We start from the raw sequence: 17,341 nt of genomic DNA, 5'->3' as shown, positions 1-17,341 counted from the left end.
TCAGAACTTGTAGCGGGCGCCGATCATGTAGCGCGGACCGGCTTGCGTGACCGAGTCCACCGACTGCTGGGTACGGCCATGGACGCGGGTGATCGAGTTGCCCACGTTGATGCCCTCGAGCTGGAAGCTCAGCTTGTCGTTGTAGTTGTAGCCCACGCTGACGTCGACCTGCCCGTACGCCTCGACATACTGCGGGTTGGGGCCGGCGCCGTCGAAGGTCGACGACAGGAACTCGCCGCGCCAGTTGTAGGCCAGGCGCGCCGTCCACTTCTTGTCTTCGTAGATGCCGACCACGTTGGACGAGTTCGACAGGCCGACCAGCGCGAACTGCTCGCCGATCTTGGCGTTGTCATACTTCAGGCCCGAGTGCACGTAGGTGTAGTTGGTCGACACGCCGAAGCCGCTGTTGCCGAACATGTGCTGCAGGTTCAGCTCGACGCCGTTCAGGCTGGCCTTCTTCTGGTTGGAGAAGGAGGTGATCTGGAAGTTGGCCACCGGATCGCCTGGCTGGCCGACGATGGTGCCGGTGGCGTTGCCCGACGGATCGTCCGCGCCGCGCGTCACACCCGGCGCGCCGTTGTGGTTGCGGAAGATGTAGTTGCGGATGCAGGTGGTGTCCGCGTTGCCGCAGCCTTTGGCCAGCGCCTCGTTCCAGAACGTGCCGCCGACCGGCGTGTGCAGGTTGAACGGCGTCGCGTTGATCATCGACTGGCCGGCGTAGTTCTCCAGGTTCTTCTTGAAGTAGCCGACCGAGAAGAAGTTCTGCTTGCCGTAGTACCACTCGTAGGACAGGTCGATGTTCTTCGACTTGACCGGTTTCAGCGCCGGGTTGCCCTGGTTGCCGGTGCCGCCGTTGGTGCGCACCAGCGAGTTGAGCGTGGTGCCGCCCTGGATCTGGTCGTAGCGCGGACGGCCGATGGTTTCGCCGTAGCTGAAGCGCAGCTTTTGCTCCTGGCTCAGTTCGATGTCGGAGTCAAAGCTCGGCAGGAAGTGGTGGTACTTGCCGGTCAGCGTGGTGAAGGTCGGATCGCCGAAGGTGATCGGCAACTCGTTCTGCGATACCCAGCGGATGTCGACGGCGGCCGGCACCAGCGCGGTCGAGACCACGTCGGTGGTTTCGTAGCGGCCGCCGATCGCGGTGCGGATCGGGAACTTGGTGTCCCAGTCGGTGTTGAACTGGATGAACGCGGCCTTGGATTTCTCTTCGGTGCGGGCATCGTTGTCGAAGGTGGTCTTCGGCAGGTACAGCGCCGGCAGGCCGGACGCGGTGGCCGCCAGCTGGCGCACCTGGGCGAAGTTGAAGGTGTAGAACTGGTTGAACAGGTTCGGGCTGTTGCTGCCGTCGATCTTGTCGAAGTACTGGCGCACGGTCTCCGGATGCCAGACGCTGCTCGGGTAGTCCGACGGCTTGGTGGCGCCGCCCCAGGTGTCGCGCTGCTGGTTCGAGAACGCCGAGCGGTTGTCGACCTTGGTCGCGGTGGCGCCGAACTTCAGTTCGGAGGCCTCCAGCACCTTCCACGCGCCCTTGACCTGGGTCTGGTCGACCTGGCCCTTCATGTAGCCGTTGGTAAACACCGAACCGGTCACCTGCTGGCCGGCCTTGGTGAAGTCGGCGCCGACGATGCTCAGCACCGGGAAGTCGTGGGTGAAGTCGGCCGTCGTGTCGCCGCGGCTGAAGCTGGCGGTGCCGAGGGTGTTGCTCGAGCCGAAGGGGCTGTCGGCCATCGATTCGGCGGTCGAGTGGTGGGTGTCGAGCTCGAAACGCAGGTCCTTGGTCGGCTTCCACACGGCGTTGAAGCCGAGCGACTTGTTCTGCGTCTTGGTGGCGAAGTCGGCCGCGCCCATGGCGATGTCGCTGTTGCCGCCAGGGATAAGCTCGGTGTACACCAGCGGGCTGGACACGGGACCCTTGGTCCACGAGCTCTTCGAATCGCCGAAGTTGAACCAGGCCGACACGTCGTTGCGCTTGGTCTGGATCTTGTTCTCGGAATAGGTGTAGTCCAGCGTGGTGACCAGCGTGTCGACCGGCTTGTACTGCAAGGTCAGCTGGGCGTTGGTGCGCTGGCGCTTGACGCCGTTGAAGTTGTAGTTCAGGTTTTGCGGCACCGAGTAGATGTCGGTCGGGCCGGGGCGGTTGGTGATGTTGGCCGCGCCCGCGCTGCCCGGCTGGGGAATCGTGCCCCAGTTGTTTTCATCGCCGCGGAACGGGCCGCGCCAGCCGTTGCCCACGGACGCGGTGTTGTAGCCCAGGTTGCGTTCCTGGTAGCTGCCCGAGATCGACACGCCGAACTTGTTGTCGGCGAAGGTGTTCGAGTAGATGCCCGACAGTTCCGGCGAGGCCGAGCTGCTGGCCTGGACGTCGTGCGGCAGGTTGTCGTTCGAGGTGTCGTACACGCCCTTGGCGCCTATGCTCGCGTGCATGCCGGGACGGTCGAACGGACGCGCCGTCATCACGTTGACGGTGGCGCCGATGCCGCCGGTCGGCGCTTCGGCGCGGCTGGTCTTGTAGACCTGCAGCTGCGAGATCGCTTCCGACGCCAGGTTGGCGAAGTCGAAGGCGCGGCCGTTCAGGTCGCCCAGGTTGGAGGTCGGCATCTGGCGGCCGTTCAGCAGCACCAGGTTGAAGTCGGGACCGACGCCGCGCACGGTGATCTTCGAGCCTTCGCCGATGGAGCGGTCGATCGACACACCGGAGATGCGCTGCAGCGATTCGGCCAGGTTGGTGTCAGGGAACTTGCCGATGTCCTCGGCCACGATCCCGTCGACGATACCGTCGGAATTGCGCTTCAGGTTCATCGACGAGAACAGACTGGCGCGCAGGCCGGTCACCACCACGCTCTGGACTTCCGGCGCCGCGTCGGCTGCCTTGACCGGCGCTTCCTGCGCCATGGCCGGGGCGGCCGCGGCGCAGGCGCTGGCGACGGCCAGGCTCATTAATTTCTGTCGTGTCTTTGGATAATGCATGTTATCTCCTGTGTTTTTATGAACAGCTCGCTTGCCACTACCGAGATCGCTATGGAAACGTTTCCATGATGATTTGTCGAATATTAAGATTGAGCCCCAAAATTGTCAATCGAAGTCCGCTGGTCTGGTGTGCTACGGCCATGCCATCGGGTAAAACCGTGCTGCTGGTGTTGTAAAAAAATCGCTCAAGGCTGGTAAACCCTGACGTACTCCACTTCCATTTGCTGCGGCAAACCGGCGTCGTCGACCACGCCCCCCAGGTCGCCGCCGATGGCCAGGTTCAGCAGCAAATACTGCGGGCTGCTGAACGGCCATTTCTGATAGTCGCCATCTTTTGGATTGAGCAACTGAATGTAGTTCCTGTCGTCCACGCCGACCACCACGCGCTCCGCGCTCCACGTCAGCTGGTAGTTGTGGAAGGCGCCGCAGGCGTCGGCCACCGTGGTGGCGGTGGTGTTGGGCGTGCCCTTCGGCCAGTTTTGCGCGCCGGTGTAGATGCTGCCGAGGATCTCGGCCGGCTTGTGGCCCACGTGCTCCATGATGTCGATCTCGCCGTCGACCGGCCAGCCGCCCTTGGTGCCCAGCATCCAGATGGCCGGCCAGGTGCCCAGGCCGCACGGCAGCTTGGCGCGCACCTCGATGAAGGCGTAGGTCCAGCTGGCCTTGCCGCGCGTGACCAGGCGCGCCGACGTGTATTGCTGGCCGCCGTAGTCGGCCATCGTGGCCAGCGCTTCCTTGCGCGCGGCGATGATCAGCTTGCCGCCGCTGACGCGGCTGTTTTCCAGCCGACCGCGCGCGTAGTACTGCAGTTCGTGGTTGAACCAGCCGGCCTTGTTGTTGGCGGTGTCGTAGTCCCATTTGGCGGCGTCGGGCAGGCCGTCGACGTCGAACTCGTCGGACCAGGCCAGGTTCCAGCCGGCCGGCCTGCCGCCGGCGGGCAGGGCGGAGGAGGGCGTGGCCGGCGCGACGGCGACCTGGGCGGTCGCGGACGAGCCGCCGCCGCATGCGCAGAGCAATACCACCGCCGTCATCAACGCCGCCTGTCTCATCATTCTCTGTGTCCCCTGGTTTTTGGAAAGGTTTCCATTTGGTGTGGCAAATATAGCACCGAACGAATTTCAAAGTCAATTTGCAATGCCACATAAACCACAGCGCAAGCGCAGCGGTTTTTCGTTGACAGGGGAAATCAACCCGTGCACCATGTGGGAACGTTTCCAAAAAGAGACACTTTTCATGCACATCACACGCTCGATCGCACTGGCCGCGGCTTTTTTGCTGGCGCAAAACGCGGCGCCGGCCGCCGACGCCCACGCCGATGCCTATCCGTGGCCGCACGGCGCCAGGGCGGCCGTCAGCCTGGCCTATGACGACGCCCTCGACTCCCAGCTCGACCACGCGATACCGACGCTGGACAAGTACGGCCTGAAGGCCACGTTCTATCTGCAGCTGTCCAATCCCGCCGTCGGCCAGCGCATGGCGGCCTGGCGCGCGGCGGCCAGGCACGGGCATGAGTTGGGCAACCACAGCATGTTCCACCAGTGCTCGCTGTCGGCGCCCGGCCACGAATGGGTGCAGAAGCACCGCGACCTGGACACCACCAGCGCCGAGCAGATGAAGGACCAGATCCTGACCGCCAACACCATGCTGTTCGCCATCGACGGCAGGCGCGAGCGCACCTACACGGCGCCGTGCGGCGAACTGATGGCGAACGGCGTCAACTACCTGCCGCTGGTGGCGCCGGCCTTCGTGGCGGTCAAGGCCGGCGGCGGCGACGCGGTGGTGCCGTCGATGGCGGCGCTCGATCCGTACGCGGTGGCGGTGATGGCGCCGGTCGGCCTCAGCGGGCAGGAGCTGATCGCGCTGGTCAAGCAGGCGGCCGAGCGCGGCACGATGATCAACTTCACCTTCCACGGCGTCGGCGGCGACTACCTGACCACGTCGGCGGCCGCGCACGAGGAGCTGGTCAGGTACCTGGCGGACAACCGCAAGCTATACTGGACCGACACCTTCCTCAATATCATGACCTACGTTAAAAAGAAAAAGTGACGCTATCGTGGCCACCATCAAAGACGTAGCCCGCCTCGCGGGCGTAGGACTGGGCACCGCCTCGCGCGTGGTCAGCGGCAGGGGATCGGTGTCGCCGGCCACGCTGGCGCGGGTCAAGGCGGCCATCGAGCAGCTGGGCTTCCGCCCGTCGCACGCGGCGCGCAGCCTGCTGTCCGGCTCCAGCCAGATGATAGGCGTCTACATTCCCGTGCTCAGCGGCACCTTCTACACGCCCATCCTGCAGATCATCGACAACGAGCTGCGCATGGCCGGCCTGCACATGGTGGTGGCCTTCGGCGCCGGCCTCGGCGGCGCGCGCCAGCAGGCGATCGAGGGCATCGACTTCCTCATCGAGCGCGGCTGCGACGGCCTGATCCTGATGACCAATGTGCTGCAGGAAGAGGACATCGCCGCGCTCAACCCCAAGCAGACCAGCATGGTGGTGCTGAACCACAGCTTCGACAGCATCGCCGACCGCTGCTTCACGGTTGACCACACCTTGGGCGGCAAGATGGCCGCGCGCGCCTTGCTCGACCACGGCCACCGCCAGATCGCCGTGGTCTCCGGCCCGGCCAGCCTGCCCGACAACGTGGTGCGGGTGGATGCCTTCATGGAAGAGTTGCGCGGCGCCGGCGTCGAGGTGGAAAAACTGTGGGTGACCGAGCGCGATTTCTCGCCGGCGGGCGGCTGGTCGGCGGCCAAGGAATTGATCGAATCGAAGACGCCGGTGACGGCGATCTTTTGCGCCAACGACGAGATGGCGGCCGGCGCGCTGTCCTATCTGCAGGAGGCCGGCATCCGCGTGCCGCATGAATTGTCGGTGATCGGCTACGACGACACGCCCAGCGCAGAATTCTCGGCGCCGCGCCTGACCACGGTGCACATGCCGTGGCGCGAGATGACGCAGAACGGCATCAATGCGCTGCTGAACCGCTGCTACGATCTGCAGCGCCCCGTCACGCGCGGCTACCCGGTGACGATGACGCTGCGCGCCTCGCTGGCGGCCATCCCGGCTTCGGCACCGGCCGCCGGCGCCAAGCCCGCGCGCCGCAGCCGCAAGGCCTGAACCCTTACTGTATCGCCTCCTGCAGGCCCGGCGCGAACTCGGCGCCGTGCTTGATCTGCGCGGTCGACGCCTTGACCGCGCCGCCGATCGGCTCGGCGCGGCCGCCCAGGCATTTGCCCAGGAAGTTTTCCGTCACCGCGTTGAAGGCGATGTTGTTGACCGGGCGCGCGAAGCCGTGGCCTTCGTCCGGGAACAGCACGTAGGTGACCGGGATGTTCTTGGCCGCCATCGCCGCGACGATCTGGTCCGACTCCTTGACGTTGACGCGCGGATCGTTGGCGCCCTGGCCGATCAGCAGCGGACGCTGGATGTTTTCGGCGAAGTTCAGCGGCGAGCGTTCCTTCAGCAGCGCCTTGCCCTCGTCGGTGGTCGGGTCGCCCATGCGCTTGTAGAACTGCTGCTTGCCCGCTTCCCAGTACGGTGGGATGGTCTGCAGCAGGGTGAACAGGTTGGACGGGCCGACGATGTCGACGCCGCAGGCAAAGGTGGTCGGCGTGAACGCCATGCCGGCCAGCGTCGCGTAGCCGCCGTAGGAGCCGCCCATGATGGCGACCTTGTCGCTGGTGGTGATGCCGTTCTTGACCGCCCATTGCACCGCGTCCAGCAGGTCGTCATGCATCTTGCGGCCCCATTGCAGGTCGCCGGCCGAGATGAAACCCTTGCCGAAGCCGGTCGAGCCGCGGTAGTTCACCGACAGCACCGCGTAGCCGCGGTTGGCCAGCCACTGGTGGTAGCCGTTGTAGCCGTAGCTGTCGCGCGCCCACGGGCCGCCGTGCACCAGCAGCACCATCGGCACCGGATGCGAGGGCTTGCCGCGGGTGGTCGATTCGGCCGCGTTGACCGATATAGGCAAGGTCAGGTAGGACACCAGCGTCAGGCCGTCGCGGCTCTTGATTTCCTGCGGATACATCTGCGCCAGCGGCGCGCCTTCCAGCTCCGGACGGACGACGTACAGCCGGGTCAGGCGCTTGGACTTGCGCTCGTACAGCCAGGTCGAGGCCGGCGCGCTGACCTGGTCGACCGACACCAGCCACTTGTCGTCGGCGTCGGTGCGCGAGCCGATGTAGAACTGGCCCTTGATGTTTTTCTTCAGGAAGGCCAGGTCGGCTTTCAGGTCGGCCGACAGCGGCAGGTATTCGTGCTGCAGATACTCGGCCTCGTAGGCCTGCACCTTGCCGGTGCGGGTGTCGAACAGGCCGTCGGTGATGTCGGCGCGCTTGTCCTGCGCCACCATGGTGAACTTGCCGCTGGCCACATCCTGCGCCATCAGCGCCGCCGTGTCGCGCCCGCGCGAATCGATCCAGTACAGCGTCTTGCCGTCGGTGGTGAAGCCGCGCGGGCCGGTGGTCTGCGAATCGTCCAGGCCGACCTCGACGACGGGCGTGGCCTCGACCTTGCCGTCGGCCACGCGGTAGAACGCGCTGCCGCCGTCGCCGCGCGGCTTCTCGGCCAGGCGCAGGTTGAGCATGTCGTCGGCCAGGAAACCGCCGTAGCCGTCGTTCTGCTGCACCAGCGTCAGCTTGCCCGTGGCCAAGTCCAGGCTGTGGACGTCGTGCCATTTCGGATCGCGGTTGTTGATGCCGATGAGGATGCGGTCCTTGATTTTTGTGCTGATCTTGACCATCTTCACACGGGTTTTTTCAAACGGCGTGTAGTTGGTCTGCTTGCCGCTGGCGACGTCGACGCCGTACAGCAGGAAATTCTCGTCGCCACCCTTGTCCTGGATGAACATCAGCACCTTGGAATCGGGCGACCAGAAGCTGGTGCGGATCGGCCGGGATTTCTCCTCGGTCAGCGGCTTGGCTTGCGACGGATCGCTGGCCGGCGCCACCCAGACGTTGAGCACGCCGTCGCGCGGCGCGATCCAGGACAGCCACTTGCCGTCCGGGCTGAGCCTGCCGCCGGACTTGCTGGGGTTGCCGAAGATTTTCGCGCGCTCGATCAGCGGCGTGGTGTCGGGAGACTGGGCCTGTGCCGGCAGGGCGGCGGCCAGGAGGATGGCGGGCAAAGCATAGCGAATCATGAGGTCCTCGGCGTGATGTGATGTGCGGAGCGCAGGAGGATAGTCGCAGAAATAATGCAAGATTGACATCTAAACACGACAGGTAGTTGTTAATTTGCAGCATGAATCTGGTTTCACTCGCGACTTTGCTGGAAACAATAGACGCCCAACAATGATGTCTATACATTCATTCCTTGCAATACCACGCCACACAGACACACAAAACCATCGATAAAACAAAAGAGATAGAGCGAGATGATGATGAAGAAGAACTTTCCCTTTGCAGCCTTGTTGTTGTCTGCAAGTCCTTACCTGCTGGCCCAGGCACAGGACGCCGCCCAAACCGCAGCTGCCCAGCCTGCTGCCACCGCTGCCGCGGCGGACGCCACGCCTGACGACATCCAGAAAGTCGTGATTGTTTCCACCGGTAGCCGCGGCGCCCAGCGCACGCTGGTCGATACCCCGGTACCTATCGATATCATCGGCGCGCGCGAGCTGAGCAAGACCGGCCAGGCCACGCTCGACAAGGCGCTGCAGTTCCGCGTGCCATCGTTCAACACCGTGCAGACCCCGGTCAACGACGCCACCTCGCTGCTCGATCCTTACGAGATCCGCAACATGGGTCCGAGCCGCGTGCTGATCCTGATTAACGGCAAGCGCAAGAACTCCAGCGCGCTGATCTACACCCAGACTTCCCCAGGCCGCGGCGAAAGCGGCGCCGACATTTCCGCGATTCCACCCGACGCGATCAAGCGCATCGAAGTGCTGCGCGACGGCGCATCGGCCCAGTACGGCTCCGACGCGATCGCCGGTGTGGTCAACATCATCCTGAAGGACAACGCCGAAGGCGGCTCGATCACCGCGCGCGGTGGCATCACCCACGAGAGCGACGGCAAGATGGGCGGCCTGAGCCTGAACCAGGGCCTGGCGCTGGGCGACCGCGGCTTCGTCAACTACACGGTGGACGTGTCCAAGATCAACCTGTCCAACCGTCCGGGCAAAGTGGACGCCAAGGGCGAGGCCGGCGACTTCGGCGCCGACCTGGCCACCCAGGTGCAGCCCTTCCTGACCGCCCATCCGGACGCCGGCAACATCAACGGCTCGCCGGCCACCCGCGCGGTCAAGGCCGAAGTCAACACCCGCTACGACCTCAGCGACACCACCAGCCTCTACGGCAACGCCGCCTACATCAACAAGAAGGTCAACAGCTTCGCCAACTACCGTACCCCGTACTGGCGTCCGACCGACTACGGCCTGCTGCACCCGGCCGGTTCGCCGTACGTCGGCTATGTGCCGACCTTCGTCGGCACGCTGGATGACTACAATGCCACCGGCGGCACCAAGTTCATGCTGGGCGACTGGAACGCCGATGTCAGCCTGACCTACGGCGGCAACAAGCAAAACTACGAAGTGAGCAACTCGGTCAACCGCGGCATGCAGGACGACTACCTGGCCGGCAAGATCAAGACGCCGTCGCCTACCCGCTTCGATGCGGGCGGCGTCGAGTTCTACCACTGGGTGCTGAACGGCGACATCTCCAAGCAACTGACCAAGGACGTCAACTTCTACGCCGGTACCGAGCTGCGCCACGAGAACTATGAGACCATCGCCGGCGATTTCGCGTCCTACTACGGCAGCGGCGCCGATTCGTACGCCGGCAATTCGCCGCAGAACTCGTTCCCGTCGTCGCGTTCGAACTACGGCGCCTATGCCGGCGCGACCTGGGACATCTCCCCGGCCTTCCTGGTGGACGCCACCGGCCGCTACGAGAAGTACACCGACTTCGGCAGCGCCTTCGTCTGGAAAACCTCGACCCGCTACAAGATCAACGAGCAGTTCACGCTGCGCGGCTCGGCCTCGACCGGCTTCCGCGCGCCATCGCTGGCGCAGATCTACACGCAGAAGGCGCAGTACTCCTTCGTGGCGGGCGGCGCGATCCAGGTGTCCGGCCTGGTCAACAACGTGTCCGATGCCGCCGCGGCGCTGCAAGTGCCCAAGCTGAAGGCTGAAAAGTCGAACAACATCACGCTGGGCCTGGGCTTCAAGCCGGACAACAACACCAGCATCACGCTTGACTACTACAACATCAAGGTCAAGGACCGTATCGTCCTGAGCACCGAGATCAAGCCGACCGGTGTCGCCACCAATCCGCTGGATGTGCAGCTGAACAAATACGGCATCGTCTCGGCCAGCTTCTTCGTCAACGCGCTGACCAGCCGCACCGAAGGTATCGACTACGTCGCCTCGCGCAAGAACATTCCGCTGGCCGACGGCAAGCTGACCTTGAACCTGTCGGGCAACTACTCGCTGAAAAACGAGCGTGACGGCGCCGTCAACAACCCGGCCCTGATCGCCGCCGCCGGCCAGTCGGTGCTGAACCCGACCACCGAGGCGCTGATGTTCACCTCGCGTCCCAAGTTCAAGACCATCATCGGCGCGGACTGGGATTACAAGCAGCTGAACCTGTCGCTGAACAACACCGTCTTCGGTCCTACCCATTTCCGCAACGCCGGCATGGATGAGAACCTGGAAGTGGCGTTCAAGACCAAGACGGTCACCGACTTCGCTGTCAACTACAACCTGACCCCGAGCATGACGCTGTCGTTCAACGTCAACAACATGTTCAACGTCACGCCGAGCTGGCACTTCAATGCGCTGAACTCGAAAGGCCAGGCCATCCTGGACAGCAAGGCGATCGATCCAACCTATCAGCTGACTCCGGCGCAAATCCAGAGCAACCTGGTGACCTTCAACGGCCGCTACTCGATGGTGACCTACGACGGTTCGCAGTTCAGCCAGCTGGGCCGCACCTTCGCCGCATCGCTGAACTACCGCTTCTAAGCTTCATCGGGTAGTTGCAGCAGAAAAATCGGCTGGCCTTGTGCCAGCCGATTTTTTTTTGCGTGCTTACATCGCGTTGCCGCCGTTGGTGGAAGGCTTGGCCGCGCTGCCGGTCGAGCCGTTTGCCGTGCCGTTCGCCGAGCCATTGGCGGTGCCGCTGGCGTTGGCCGACGGTTGCGCGCCGGCCGCCGCGTCGCCGGCGCCGCGCAGGCCATCGACCACCCCGTGCTTGCTGCCCTTGGCGGCGGTCTTTGCCGTCGCCGTGCTGGTTTTTGCATAGTTGCGGGTGCTGTCGGCCTGCGCCGTCGCGCCGTCGCGCAGCGGTTGCGCGGTGCCGCGTGCGCCTTGCGTCAGGCTGCTGGCCAGGCCGGCGCTGTTGCCGCTGTCGATGCCGACCGCGCCCTGCGCATTGCCATTGCCGCTACCGTTGCCGCCGGCGGTCAGCGCCTGCAGTGGGCCCGGGCTGGCCGGCGCGGCGCTGTTGCTGGCCGACGGTGCCGCCGTCGGCGTCACGTTGCTGGCAGCCGGCTTGTCGCTGGCAGGCTTGCGCAGCTCGTCGGTGTTGATGGCGCCGGTGGCCGAACGCGTACGGTCCAGCACGTCGCCGCGGCCGGCGAAGGAAGTCACGCCGTTCAACTGGCCGCCGATGCCGCCGGAGCCGCCTATCATGCCGCCGACGGCGCCGCCGCGGCCCAGCAATTGGGCGTGGGCCGAGCAGGCCATGCCGATGGACAATGCGATGATCAACTGTTTGGCGATGGTAACGTTCTTCATGATGATTCTCCTTGTAAGCGCCGCAGACAATCTGCGGCTGTTACAAGGAAAACGTGCGGACTCGACGGTTTAATCCATCGCGATGAAAATATTTTTAAAAATTATCGGAAGGCCGAAGGATCGGTGCGCAACGCCGTCCCCAGCACGCCGTAGCCGATCTCATTGCTGATGGCGCCCGCCGGCGCGCCGGTGGCGGTCCTGGCCAGCCTGGCGATCGCCTGCCGGGCCGCCTGCGGCGAAGGCCGGCCCAGCCCATCGGCCAGCAAGGCCGCCACCAGCGGCGCGGCAAACGAGGTGCCGCGCACCATGCGGTAGGGCGGCGTGCCGATGGCGGCGCTGACCATCTGGCTGCCGGGCGCCGCGAACATCACCTGCGGACCGCGCGCCGCCTCCGGCAGCGGCCGCCCCTGCTTGTCGACGGCGCTGACGCCGACCACGCCCGGATAGCTGGCTGGGTACAGCGGCGGCGCCGCCGGCCCGTCGTTGCCGACGGCTGCCACCAGCAGGTGCCCGCGCTCCACCATGCCGCGCACCACCCGTTCGAGGATCTGGTTGGGCGGCCCGACCAGGCTGAGATTGATCACGGCGACCTGTTCGCGCGCCAGCCAGCCCAGCGCCGCCGCGATGCGCGCCGCCGAGCCGCCGGTGCCGTTGTCGCTGCCGCAGTAGATGTCGGCCGCGTACAGCGTCGCCTGCGGCGCGGCGCCTTGGAAGCGCGGCGAGCGGCCGACCATCAGCGCCGCCACCGCCGTGCCGTGCGCGCTTGGATGGGGGCCGTCGTCGCAGCCCCACGGCACGATGGCGGCGTCGTTGAAGACCTCGTGTCCGCGCTCGATGCCGCTGTCGACCAGCCCGATGCGCGGCGCGCCTTCCTTCGAGTCGGCCTTGGCAGGAGCGGGCGCCTGCTGCACCGGTCCTGCCTGGGCCGCGCCGCTGCCGGTGTAGATATGGTTGTAGTCGTAGGCGCCGTCGGGATCGGCCTTGCGCAGGCGCTCCAGCGTGGCGGCCATGTCCGCATCGGCCGGCAGGCGCAATACCAGCATGCCTTCGGCGCCGCCGTCCGCCACCGGTCCGGCCGCGCGCATGGCCGCCAGTCCTTGGGGGCTGGGCGACCATGCCAGGATTTCGCGGCGCACCACGGGCTCGCCGCGCGGATCGGGTTCCAGCACATCGCGGTGCCGCTTTAGCAGTTCATCGACCTGCTTCAGGCGCAGGCTGCGCAAGTCGCCGGTATCGGTGCGGTCCAGCAGGCGCCGGCTGTCGCGCACCAGGCCGCTTCCCAGGGGATCCTGCAACTGCGGCAGCTGCAGTTGCGGCACTTGCAATTGAGGCAAGCGCAGCTGAGCGCTGGCGCTGGAAGCAGCCAGTGCGCAAGCCAGGGCTACGGCAGTGGTTATGGGTCTGATCGGCATGATGAGATAGTATAAGGAATCGGAGTTTCTGAAACGTAAACGTACGGGACAGGGATTAAAATCCATCTCCCCGTCGTTTACCTGGTATCCATGACCGCTAACGCCATCAACAACGAGATTGCCGCACTGCTGCCGCGCCTGCGCCGGTTCGCCCGCAGCATTGTTTACAACCGCGACGATGCCGACGACCTGGTGCAGATCGCGGTCGAGCGCGGGCTGGGCCGCAGTGCGCAATGGGAGCCCGGCACCCGGCTCGACAGCTGGATGTTCCGCATCATGAAGAACGCCTGGATCGACGAGGTGCGTTCGCGCATGCGGCGCGACACGCTGTTCGCGCCGGAAGAGGCGGGCGAGCATGTCGGCGACGGTTTTGCCGAAGCGCAGCAGCAGCGCATGGCGATAGAGAAGGCCGTCAGCATGCTGTCGGACGAGCACCGGATGGTGATCGCGCTGGTGCTGGTGGACGGCCTGCCGTACAAGGAAGCGGCCGAGGTGCTGGAGATCCCGATGGGAACGCTGACCAGCCGGCTGGTGCGCGCCCGCGCGGCGTTGCAGGAACTATTATCCGATCAAGCGAGGACAGTGAAATGAGCTTTTCCGATGAAACCCTGATGGCGTATGCCGACGGCGAGCTGGAACCCGCGGCGCGCGCCGAGGTGGAGAGCGCCATGCGCGGCGATCCGGAGGTGGCGGCCAGAGTGGCCCGGCATCAGGCGCTGCGGACGGACGTGTTTGCCGCGTTTGCCCCGGTGCTGGACGAGCCGGTGCCGGCCCGGCTGTCGGCCGCCGCCATGCCGGCCAAGGTGGCGGACCTGGACGCGGCGCGCGCCGCGCGTCAGGCGCCGGCCGCCGTTGCGCCGGCCCGCGGCTGGTCATGGGCGCAGTGGGGCGGCATGGCCGCGTCGCTGGCGATCGGCGTGCTGGCCGGCAGCCTGCTGCAGGGCGGTGGCGGATCCGCAGGCCAGCCTCAGTCCGCCATCGCGGCCGTCGACGGCGCGCTGGTCGCCAGGGGCGCGCTGGCGGATGCCTTGTCCAGCCAGCTGGCCTCCAGCGCGGCGGGCGGCGCCGGCGTCAAAATCGGCGTCAGTTTTGCGGCGAAAGACGGTACGCTGTGCCGTAGCTTTACAATAGGGGCTGCGGCGGGTCTCGCGTGCCGCCAGGGCGGGCAATGGACGCTGCCGGTGATGGCCGAGGCGCCGCAGGGCGCGGCCGGCGAATACCGGCAAGCCGGCAGCGCCACGCCGGCCGCCGTGCTCGACGCCATCGACGCCCGCATCAGCGGTCCGGCACTGGACGCCGAGGGCGAACGGGCGGCGCGGCAAGGCGGCTGGGTACGCCAACCGAAATAGCATCACCGATTAATCATGGAGCAGCTCGTATGGTCTCGTTACAAGAACAATTATTGAAAGCCGGCCTGGTCGCCAAGAACAAGGTCAAGGTGGCCAACCAGGAAAAGAGCAAGCAGAAGAAGGAAGAGCGGCGCACCGGCACGCAAAGCGTCGACGAGGCCAAGCTTGCCGCCCAGGAGGCGCAGCGCAAGCTGGCCGAACGCAACCGGGAACTGAACGCCCAGCGCGACGCGGCGGCGCAGCAGAAAGCCATCGTCGCGCAGATCGCGCAGATGGTGCAGCAGAACCGCCAGAGCAAGGGCAACAATGGCGATATCGCCTACAACTACACGCACGGCAGCAAGATCGAGCGCATGTTCGTGTCGGCCGCCGTGCGCGAGCACCTGGTGGCGGGCCGGCTGGTGATCGTGGTGCTGAACGGCGTGGCCGAGCTGGTGCCGCGCGTGATCGCCGACAAGATCGCCGAGCGCGATCCGGCGCTGGTGGTGCGGGTCAACAAGAGCAGCAGCGTGGTGGAGGAAGACGATCCCTACGCCTCGTTCCAGATCCCCGACGACCTGATGTGGTAATCAGGCCTTGCGGCGGCGGTGCTTGAGTGATCGTGAAATTCGCATAGCTGTAGTCAGCCACGCTCGACGGTCGCGCAGCAGCAGGAACGGTCGCTCCAGCGCGACGTGCAGCAGCCAGGCGGCGGCCCAGGACATGGCGCCGTAAATGAGCAGGAACAGCAGGCTGGCCAGCGCCGGCTCCGGGAGATCGGCGCCGGCGCCGGCCAGCACGGCCTGGCACAGGTGCGCGGCCGGTTCGATCAGCGGATAGTGCACCAGGTACAGTGCATACGACAGCCTGGCGACGGCGCGCAGCGGCCGGGCGGCACCAAAAGCAGGATGTCTGCGGTTGACGGCCAGGCCGCAGCGCACCAGCAGTGCAAACAGGCAGGACGACAGGATGATGATCCAGCAGGACATCGACCAGTCGCCCGCCGCCAGCCAATCCCGGCCCAAGTGCAGCGCCAGCGGCAGTGCGGCAAGTGCCAGGAAAAGCGATCGCGGCGCGCTGCGATCGCTGGATCTGCCGTGCTGGACGGCCACCAGTACGCCCGCCAGAATGCCGAGCACGGCATGATGGGACGGCGCGCGGACGGTCCAGAAGAAAGCGGCATAGTCGCCCGGCGTCACGCTGCGCGCACTGGCCAGCATGGCCCAGCACAGCCACGCCATGGCCGCGATCAGCAGGACGCCGGCGATCCGCCTGCCCACCCACATCAGCAGCAACAGCAGCGCCGGTGCGGCAAGGTAAAATTTTTCTTCGACGGCCAGCGACCACAGCGTGACCATCACATCCGAGCCGAGGTAGTCCTGCAGGAACAGCAGGTGAACGGCGAACGACGAGCGCGAGAACCCCGCGCCGCCTTGCCACGGCGCGCTCAGCCAGCAAAGCAGGATGATGCCCCAGTACAGCGGCAGCGTGCGGAATGCGCGGCGCCGGTAGAAATCCAGCACGGCGGCCTTGCTAAACGGGCCGGCATGCGGCCCGGCGAAATGGCTGCCGATCAGGAAGCCGCTCAGCACAAAGAACAGGTCGACACCGATCCAGCCATTGGCCGCCAGTACTGCCAGCGGACCGCCGGGAACGGCACCAAAAGCGCTTGTGGATCCGACCGCCCAGTGGCGCGCCAGCACCAGCAGGATCGCCAGCGCGCGCAGCGCATCCAGGACCGGGTAGCGGCCCGGGTCGCCAACCAGGCTGGTGCGTGCGGCCACAGGCATGGCTAGGCTATCTTCAATGCGCTCTGGACTTCGCGCTTGCGCAGTTTCCAGATGATCGAGTCGACGATGTAGTGATGAAAATTGATGCCCTGATAGGCGATGAGGACCAGCGGCATTAGCGTGTAGTTGGCGAACCAGGCATTGGAAGCGTCGATCGACAGGTACACCACGCCCGTCAGCGCCAGGCAGGCCAGCAGGTAGATCGGCCAGCGGCCCTCCTGGCTGAGCCAGGACAGCGCGCGCTGCTGCGGGTCGACGCCGCCCTTGAACTGATTGGAATTGAACAGCCACACAAAGGCGATGTACTGCGCGTTATGCCACACGTTGATGACCATCCAGCCATTGGTGATGTCGCGGATGGCGACGTAGGCGACGAAGTAGATCAGGTGGTGCGAGCACAGGTAGGCGAAATGCAGCCGCCCCAGCGTGCCGGCGCGCAAGGCGCGCAGTTGCGCCGCCAGCCACCACGCCAGACAGGCTCCGGCCGCGGCCAGTACGCCGTTGGCCAGCCATTGCGGCACCGGCAGTTTCCACACTTCCATCGAGAGGAAGGTGGATTCCGGGCGAGCGCTCATCATCAGGAAAGCGGCGGCCGGCACCAGGTAGAAGTTGAAGCGATTGAACACGGGGTTGCCGGCCTGGGCGCTGCGCGTCTTCATGCCATACGCCTTGTTGATCCCTTCGCTCTGGCGCGTGTAGTGATACCACTGCCAATGCATGTACACGGTGGCGAGGGCGGCCACGCCGGCCCAGCTGACCAGCAGATAGACGCCGGCAAACACTGCCACCGGCAAAGGCAACAGCAACGTCCAATGCTGGCGCGCCGACTTCATATCGAACAGCAGCCGGGTATAGGTGGAGATGATGTGGTGATAGCCCAGCAGCGCCAGGTCCAGCGACAGTATCAGGAAGAAATATTGGGGGAAGCCGAGGGCTAGCGCGCCCATCGCCAGCGCGAGCAGTGGAATGCCCAGCACAAACATGCGATCGAAGCGCACGCTGCGCATGTAGAGAGGGGGCGTCTCGACGGTTGATTGCATAACTCGGGCTCCAGCAGGAAAAAGGACGACAGCATTGACTGTATGATAGTGCTATACAGCAATAAGTCCACTATTCCT

The 17,341-nt window shown here is 65.4% G+C and carries 13 protein-coding genes; 6 read left to right on the top strand and 7 right to left on the bottom strand.

The window, feature by feature from the left end; genetic code table 11:
- Entirely contained in the window at nt 1–2,964 is a 2,964-nt protein-coding gene (locus ACCD07_RS13945; protein WP_413447670.1) for a TonB-dependent receptor, read from the bottom strand.
- Between the two features lie 185 nt (nt 2,965–3,149).
- Nucleotides 3,150–4,016 (bottom strand): family 16 glycosylhydrolase, encoded by an 867-nt coding sequence (locus ACCD07_RS13940; RefSeq protein WP_413447669.1) that lies wholly within the window; start codon nt 4,014–4,016, stop codon nt 3,150–3,152.
- 181 nt (nt 4,017–4,197) lie between these two features.
- Between ACCD07_RS13940 and ACCD07_RS13935 the strand changes: the two genes are divergently transcribed.
- Nucleotides 4,198–5,010, top strand: a complete 813-nt coding sequence (locus tag ACCD07_RS13935; RefSeq protein WP_413447668.1) for a polysaccharide deacetylase family protein — start codon at nt 4,198–4,200, stop codon at nt 5,008–5,010.
- 7 nt (nt 5,011–5,017) lie between these two features.
- Nucleotides 5,018–6,076: a LacI family DNA-binding transcriptional regulator gene (locus ACCD07_RS13930; protein ID WP_413447667.1), complete on the top strand. Its 1,059-nt coding sequence runs from the start codon at nt 5,018–5,020 to the stop codon at nt 6,074–6,076.
- A gap of 4 nt (nt 6,077–6,080) precedes the next feature.
- Here the strand turns inward: ACCD07_RS13930 and ACCD07_RS13925 are convergent, their stop codons facing one another.
- Complete coding sequence (locus ACCD07_RS13925) at nt 6,081–8,099, bottom strand: alpha/beta fold hydrolase (protein WP_413447666.1); 2,019 nt, start codon at nt 8,097–8,099, stop codon at nt 6,081–6,083.
- 234 nt (nt 8,100–8,333) lie between these two features.
- Here ACCD07_RS13925 and ACCD07_RS13920 point away from each other — a divergent pair, with 234 nt between their 5' ends.
- The gene (locus tag ACCD07_RS13920; protein WP_413447665.1) at nt 8,334–10,919 is read left to right on the top strand and encodes a TonB-dependent receptor plug domain-containing protein; all 2,586 of its coding nucleotides are present in this window, start codon (nt 8,334–8,336) and stop codon (nt 10,917–10,919) included.
- Nucleotides 10,920–10,985: 66 nt separating this feature from the next.
- Here ACCD07_RS13920 and ACCD07_RS13915 read toward each other — a convergent pair whose 3' ends face one another.
- Entirely contained in the window at nt 10,986–11,693 is a 708-nt protein-coding gene (locus tag ACCD07_RS13915; protein ID WP_413447664.1) for a hypothetical protein, read from the bottom strand.
- Nucleotides 11,694–11,794: 101 nt separating this feature from the next.
- A complete protein-coding gene (locus tag ACCD07_RS13910) occupies nt 11,795–13,027 on the bottom strand; it encodes a S8 family serine peptidase (protein ID WP_413447663.1) in 1,233 nt (410 codons plus the stop codon).
- A gap of 168 nt (nt 13,028–13,195) precedes the next feature.
- Between ACCD07_RS13910 and ACCD07_RS13905 the strand changes: the two genes are divergently transcribed.
- The 3 genes from ACCD07_RS13905 to ACCD07_RS13895 are packed head-to-tail and all read left to right on the top strand — an operon-like array spanning nt 13,196 to nt 15,023.
- Nucleotides 13,196–13,696, top strand: coding sequence for an RNA polymerase sigma factor (locus tag ACCD07_RS13905; protein ID WP_353404143.1), 501 nt, complete (start codon nt 13,196–13,198; stop codon nt 13,694–13,696).
- Nucleotides 13,693–14,454 (top strand): anti-sigma factor family protein, encoded by a 762-nt coding sequence (locus tag ACCD07_RS13900; RefSeq protein ID WP_413447662.1) that lies wholly within the window; start codon nt 13,693–13,695, stop codon nt 14,452–14,454. Before ACCD07_RS13905 ends, ACCD07_RS13900 begins: the two co-directional genes overlap by 4 nt.
- Before the next feature lie 29 nt (nt 14,455–14,483).
- Entirely contained in the window at nt 14,484–15,023 is a 540-nt protein-coding gene (locus ACCD07_RS13895; protein WP_413447661.1) for a DUF2058 domain-containing protein, read from the top strand.
- Here ACCD07_RS13895 and ACCD07_RS13890 read toward each other — a convergent pair whose 3' ends face one another.
- The gene (locus ACCD07_RS13890; RefSeq protein ID WP_413447660.1) at nt 15,024–16,223 is read right to left on the bottom strand and encodes an acyltransferase family protein; all 1,200 of its coding nucleotides are present in this window, start codon (nt 16,221–16,223) and stop codon (nt 15,024–15,026) included.
- 2 nt (nt 16,224–16,225) lie between these two features.
- Nucleotides 16,226–17,263 (bottom strand): hypothetical protein, encoded by a 1,038-nt coding sequence (locus ACCD07_RS13885; RefSeq protein ID WP_413447659.1) that lies wholly within the window; start codon nt 17,261–17,263, stop codon nt 16,226–16,228.
- Nucleotides 17,264–17,341: the final 78 nt, after the last annotated feature.

Origin of the sequence: Duganella sp. Dugasp56, assembly GCF_047304105.1 — a bacterium.
In the GTDB taxonomy this organism is placed as follows: Bacteria; Pseudomonadota; Gammaproteobacteria; order Burkholderiales; family Burkholderiaceae_D; genus Rugamonas; species Rugamonas hordei.
The sequence above is the reverse complement of the archived record's forward strand: the minus strand, read 5'-3'. Positions and strand labels throughout refer to the sequence as shown.

Coding starts and splice junctions, on each gene's coding strand:
- ACCD07_RS13945 (WP_413447670.1), bottom strand. CDS start 2,964: ATGCATTATCCAAAGACACGACAGAAATTAATGAGCCTGGCCGTCGCC.
- ACCD07_RS13940 (WP_413447669.1), bottom strand. CDS start 4,016: ATGATGAGACAGGCGGCGTTGATGACGGCGGTGGTATTGCTCTGCGCA.
- ACCD07_RS13935 (WP_413447668.1), top strand. CDS start 4,198: ATGCACATCACACGCTCGATCGCACTGGCCGCGGCTTTTTTGCTGGCG.
- ACCD07_RS13925 (WP_413447666.1), bottom strand. CDS start 8,099: ATGATTCGCTATGCTTTGCCCGCCATCCTCCTGGCCGCCGCCCTGCCG.
- ACCD07_RS13920 (WP_413447665.1), top strand. CDS start 8,334: ATGATGATGAAGAAGAACTTTCCCTTTGCAGCCTTGTTGTTGTCTGCA.
- ACCD07_RS13915 (WP_413447664.1), bottom strand. CDS start 11,693: ATGAAGAACGTTACCATCGCCAAACAGTTGATCATCGCATTGTCCATC.
- ACCD07_RS13905 (WP_353404143.1), top strand. CDS start 13,196: ATGACCGCTAACGCCATCAACAACGAGATTGCCGCACTGCTGCCGCGC.
- ACCD07_RS13900 (WP_413447662.1), top strand. CDS start 13,693: ATGAGCTTTTCCGATGAAACCCTGATGGCGTATGCCGACGGCGAGCTG.
- ACCD07_RS13895 (WP_413447661.1), top strand. CDS start 14,484: ATGGTCTCGTTACAAGAACAATTATTGAAAGCCGGCCTGGTCGCCAAG.
- ACCD07_RS13890 (WP_413447660.1), bottom strand. CDS start 16,223: ATGCCTGTGGCCGCACGCACCAGCCTGGTTGGCGACCCGGGCCGCTAC.
- ACCD07_RS13885 (WP_413447659.1), bottom strand. CDS start 17,263: ATGCAATCAACCGTCGAGACGCCCCCTCTCTACATGCGCAGCGTGCGC.